This is a genomic window from Candidatus Symbiopectobacterium sp., assembly GCF_020054415.1.
Lineage (GTDB): Bacteria > Pseudomonadota > Gammaproteobacteria > Enterobacterales > Enterobacteriaceae > Symbiopectobacterium.
The window spans coordinates 1-4,900 of the sequence record NZ_JAHWCO010000692.1 but is presented as its reverse complement, the minus strand read 5'-3'; the positions used below and the strand labels follow the sequence as shown (position 1 = coordinate 4,900).

The 4,900-nt window shown below is 48.6% G+C and carries 5 protein-coding genes and 1 pseudogene; 4 read left to right on the top strand and 2 right to left on the bottom strand.

Annotation, left to right across the window (positions count from 1 at the left end; genetic code table 11):
- Window positions 1-492: 492 nt before the first annotated feature.
- Both QZ506_RS19955 and QZ506_RS19950 read right to left on the bottom strand, forming a co-directional pair.
- A complete protein-coding gene (locus tag QZ506_RS19955) occupies window positions 493-2,739 on the bottom strand; it encodes a DUF5906 domain-containing protein (protein ID WP_291973395.1) in 2,247 nt (748 codons plus the stop codon).
- A 3-nt stretch (window positions 2,740-2,742) separates the two neighbouring features.
- On the bottom strand, window positions 2,743-2,916 hold the full coding sequence (locus QZ506_RS19950) for a Cro/CI family transcriptional regulator (RefSeq protein WP_233478708.1): 174 nt from the start codon (window positions 2,914-2,916) through the stop codon (window positions 2,743-2,745).
- 117 nt (window positions 2,917-3,033) lie between these two features.
- On the opposite strand from QZ506_RS19950, the gene QZ506_RS19945 reads away from it, so the two are divergent.
- The 4 genes and pseudogenes from QZ506_RS19945 to QZ506_RS19930 all read left to right on the top strand — a co-directional run.
- A complete protein-coding gene (locus QZ506_RS19945; RefSeq protein WP_291973390.1) occupies window positions 3,034-3,738 on the top strand; it encodes a helix-turn-helix transcriptional regulator in 705 nt (234 codons plus the stop codon).
- A gap of 289 nt (window positions 3,739-4,027) precedes the next feature.
- Entirely contained in the window at window positions 4,028-4,321 is a 294-nt protein-coding gene (locus QZ506_RS19940) for a hypothetical protein (RefSeq protein WP_291973388.1), read from the top strand.
- A 113-nt stretch (window positions 4,322-4,434) separates the two neighbouring features.
- Window positions 4,435-4,578: a hypothetical protein gene (locus QZ506_RS19935; protein ID WP_291973386.1), complete on the top strand. Its 144-nt coding sequence runs from the start codon at window positions 4,435-4,437 to the stop codon at window positions 4,576-4,578.
- A 47-nt stretch (window positions 4,579-4,625) separates the two neighbouring features.
- Window positions 4,626-4,900, top strand: a pseudogene (locus QZ506_RS19930) (hypothetical protein); the annotation flags it as partial.

Sequence of the window (4,900 nt, the reverse complement as noted above, 5' to 3'; positions counted from 1 at the left end):
TCCAGCCATACAGCGCTGACTTGGATACGTGGAGGGTTTGCGCTATCTGTTGCTGTGTCATCCCCGCGCGTTCGATATCGATGATGACTTTAAACCAGTCGATTTGCATCGTGCGAACTCCTCAGGACAAAACGCGCGCACGCATGAGCGTACAGAGGGACAAAATTTTGGACATATTTCTTTCTCCCTTTCGTTATTTGCATTTTTCTGCACGTTAATTTCCGAGGTGACAGGTAGGTGACAGATAAAACGCTATCTGACACCGCCGCCATCCCTTGTTCTGTAAGGGTTTTAACGTGTTAAGTGACAGGTGACAGTTATTTCTAGGTCTATATACGTATGCGCGTATGTAGTGTACCCAGATTAAAACCTCTCGCGTATATAGAGTTAAAAACATCTGTCACCTGTCACCATTTCGCTGTTTCCATATGTTTTTATTGATTTTTGTCAGGTGACAGATAAGGGTTTACCTGTCACCCATCTGTCACCTTTTCAAAGCTGATTTTGCAAATTTTCGCAAGTTTCAAAAATCTCGCGTAATTCTTCGTTGCTGAACTCGCAATTTTTTTCAAGTAACCAGAAGCGTTGCGCGATTCCGTCAACCTTTACACGCACAGGTTCACGTTTGGTTTTTTCTTTCAGTATCCTGGTGATGTGCTTTTGGTTAATTTCTGCGTCCAAACCCACCTCTTTGATCACCTCGTTAACAATTTGCTGGTAGGTCATAGCCGGTGCAGGAGGGCTTTCCAGTACGCTTATAACTGCCGCTTCTAGGTCGCTTTTATTACTTTCGATCATCAACTGGCGTTCTTTGGTATTTGGCGCACGCTGCCAATTGAACCGCGAAATATCAACATTCATCAGGTACCAGTACACCTGCGCTATAAAGTCGCTATCACCCAGTACAGAGTACAGGTGGGCGTAGTGTTCTTCTCCCGCCTCAACATCAGGGCCACCCAATACAGCGATACGGCGGTCTTCGTCGGGAAGCACTAGGGCGTCGATATGGTTGGTGTAAAACAGGAACCCGGTGAAAATATCGATGGTCATTTTCTTACCGTATTTGCTGTTGACCTCAAAGCGTGGTTCCGTCAACACGTCGCGGATCTTGTCGTTAACCTCATATCTTTTAACGTTTTCCCGAACCTCATCGATGGTGCATAGCAAGGTGTGGTACAGATAATCATGGAACTGGTTATCACATAGGATCTTCATGCGAGTGCGTGAGCAGTTCCATTTACCCAACACACGCTCCATCAGTTGGCTGATCCACCCTCTCCCGGTACCGTGTGCGGTAGATACATGCAGGATAGTGACAGGGCAGCGGCGTTCGGGCCTCTGTACAAACCACGCCAGCCGTGCAATAAATAATCGACGCTGCCAGTCGTCAGGTACGAGGTAGGCCATATGGTTAAGGAAGGTCGCTACTTTGCCCGTATCCGAGGTTTTCGCATGCTCAGGCATATAGAATTCGTTAACTTCAAATCGGCCATCGGGCCGTTCGATAAGCCTGCCGACGCCGGGCTGATAACCGGTAGACTCAGCAACTTGTTTGGCGGGATGTTCCAGCCATTTCTTTGTTGCCGGAGTGGGATTGCCTTTACCTATCGGCGGGAACTGATACGGAGCCATCAGGTTTTTAAACGCTTTCATCTCCATCATGCAGTTATAAGGAGGCCGGGTAAGATCACAAACGCGATCCCCCTGAATCACATAAAGAAAGCGTTTTAAAAAGTGGCTGGTCATATCAATATTGATTTCTGGAAAATCGCCACCTTCTGATTGAGTGACATCTTCAAAATCGCTATCGCGAAAACCAATTTTATTAAGATAATCGCCATTATTGCGGTGGGCGCAACTGGCGTGAAGGCACTTAAAATGCCCCAACTCAAAACCAGCGGTACCGCTAGGAAAGTAGACGGTAGAGGTGGGATCAGACGCACCACTGTGTCCATCCTCGAACGGACACCGAATGTAACGTTCTCCGCTGGCACCAAAATCCAGTGTCCAGTCGTTGGCATCAAGGTACTCTGCCACATCATCGGTCGCCCCCGGTGTAGCCTGGCTACGATCACGCAATCGGCCCATTCCTGCTTCCGTAGAAATATCCACCGGTAGAACATCAGCCAGCGCCGACCAGAAAGCTTCAAGCTGTTCCGGGGTAATGGCCAACGGTTCGCCGGGTAATCCTCCATCCCATTCAATGCGAGCACCGCTGGGGTGAGAACCCGCGATTACCGCCTGCTGGCCTTCCGCTAACAGCTCGATCAACCCGTTGCCGCCACACAGACGGTGAATACGCTTGCGGTAATCGCCGATTACGGCCAGCAGATACAGGCATTTATTGCTGTTAGCCCGATACCTGCGCGGCGGCAGCGTACCGAAATGCTCGAGCAATAAAGCACGGACATCATCCTGTATCTCTGGCGATTCACTGTCGCAGTCCAGCGCCAGCCAGCCGTTACCCATGCGGGAACAGATGCCGTAATCACTTTCCTTACTCCAGCGCTCAATATTCGCGTCGTTGATCTGGCGTTTCGTCCAGTTGGATAAACCAACCACTTGCCGATTGCTGTTGTACTGGCTGGGGGTTTTACCTAGAACTTTCATTTTACTATCAGGGGATAGCGGCGCTTCAGGGTTGCACACCACTGGCAGCAGATCATAACTACGGCCCAGCACCAGATCGAAGTTGAACCACTCATCCGGAGTCGCTCCCCACGGTTTATTTTTGGGCATGGGTTACGCCTTTTGTTTTGGTTGGCTTTTCTTTGTTTTCAGTAGCTTCTCAAGTTGTAAGGCACGTAATTCAGGAAGGTCTTCCCCCCACTGAGACACGGCACCTTTCGTTACTTTTAGCAACCGCGCTAACTTTGCCTTGCTACCCACGACCGAGATCGCGTCTGATTTTTTCATGATTATGTCCCTGTAATAGCGAATCGTTTTCATGAGGTTAAGAAAACTAAACAAACAAGTCAAGATAACGATACCCTAATTAAGTTAAGCTATCTAAACTAATTAAGGGGCAACACCATGAAAAGCGAAAGAATCCGTCAAGCTCGCTGCGAGAAAAAAATTACCCAAGAGGCTCTGGGTAAGAAGGTTGGCGTATCCAAAGCGACTATATCTCAGTGGGAATCAGGCACTACCGAACCCAACGGTAAGAACCTTGTTAATCTTGCAAAAGAGTTGGGCGTATCGGTTGAGTGGTTACTCAATGGTAAAGAAAATACCGTTTCCCATATATCTAAAGAAATTGTGGCGAATGCCAGTGTTGTTGGGGCCTTTGATCCTTGGGATTCCAACACACCACTCGGTGAGGATGAAATCGAAGTGCCATTTTTTAAAGAAGTTGCTCTATCAGCGGGAGCGGGAAGTTTCGTAGATATTGATTACAACGGGTGCAAACTACGCTTTGCTCGCTCTACTTTACGTAAAGCCGGAGTTGCCCCCGAAGCCGCCGCATGCGTATGTATCTCCGGCAATAGCATGGAGCCTGTACTCCCCGATGGTGCAGTAGCTGGGGTAGACACTGCTAATACAATGATAAAAGATGGGAAAATGTACGCCATTGAACAGGATGGGATGCTACGGGTTAAGTTGCTTTATCGTATTCCTAGCGGCTTACGTATTCGTTCGTACAATAGAGAGGAACATGCTGATGAAGATTATATGGGGCCTGAAGCCACCAAAATAAAAGTCATTGGCTGGGTCTTTTGGTACTCAGTTCTTCTGTAAACCTAAACACCACACACCTTCCTAACCAAACCCGCTTTTAATGCGGGTTTTTCTTTACCTAAAAAACAAAAATTCATTTATCTTAACTTTTAACTTGACACCGCCAGTTTAGATGTCTTAACTTTACGCCATGAGTTAAGAGTTCTTATCTTGATAGTCGAACGGCGCGACTTTAAACCATGCGTCGGAACCGGGGCGCAGCAGGAGGCTGACAACAAACCGGGGCAAAGTGAACTTATCAAGCGTCCTGCGGGGCGCTTCATTAAGACCACTGAGAGGAGAGAACAAAGTGACATACGCAGAATTTCAAGGGGCACCGCTGCCTTGGAAATACGATGGTGATAGCGGAGTGCTGAAGGACAAAAAAGGCGAAACGATCTGCGATTTATGGAGCGCTTCCGAATTTTCAGGGTGTACGGACGCCATACACGGTACCTTGATGGCCACCGCCCCTGAACTCTTACAAGCCTTACAGGATTTGCGTTCTTTGGTAAGCAAAGAGAAATCACTGGAAACCTCACCCGAATTGAAAGCCGCCGAAACAGCCATAACGAAAGCGCTCAATTGGGAAGCTGAAATCTAAAAATTGCTGTGTGTAGTCTTTGCCCATCTTCAACGGTGGGCTTTTTTATACCCGAAAGCGCACTACCAGCCTGATCAGTGCGCTCCCCGATATGAAACGGAGGATTCAACCAGATGCAACAACAGGAAAAAGTTAAAACCGCCCCGATGGCCACTGCGCCAGTCAATAACACCGTTCGCCGCCTGCGCTGGTTACGTAAGCGCGATGAACTGGAACAAAACCCCAATGCCCGTTTTCCGATCACCCTTTATACCTGAGGTACCTCATGAGCCTTGAATTAGTCATTAAAGAAAATACTGAGGTAATGCGCCAGCTAATCGCAGCAATGCAGAGCGGTAACGTCTTTACTCCCCCTGCTCCACCACAACCGAAAACAGACAGCAACCGCGCCAAAAAAGCGGAACAGGAAAAACCCCGTCTTGAAGACCAACCCCTGCCGGTAGCCGTTGCGCTGGCGGCGCTCTACGGTAACGAGGGCCGTTATCTGGACAGCGATAAAATCACCGCCGCGGTTGACGTGACGGAAACGCTCAACGGCAAAGATCACAATGCGCAGATTGACGCACTGACGATGGCCCT

Excerpts from the sequence above, each read along its gene's own strand:
- QZ506_RS19945 (WP_291973390.1), top strand. The coding sequence starts at position 3,034 with ATGAAAAGCGAAAGAATCCGTCAAGCTCGCTGCGAGAAAAAAATTACC.
- QZ506_RS19935 (WP_291973386.1), top strand. The coding sequence starts at position 4,435 with ATGCAACAACAGGAAAAAGTTAAAACCGCCCCGATGGCCACTGCGCCA.
- QZ506_RS19955 (WP_291973395.1), bottom strand. The coding sequence starts at position 2,739 with ATGCCCAAAAATAAACCGTGGGGAGCGACTCCGGATGAGTGGTTCAAC.
- QZ506_RS19950 (WP_233478708.1), bottom strand. The coding sequence starts at position 2,916 with ATGAAAAAATCAGACGCGATCTCGGTCGTGGGTAGCAAGGCAAAGTTA.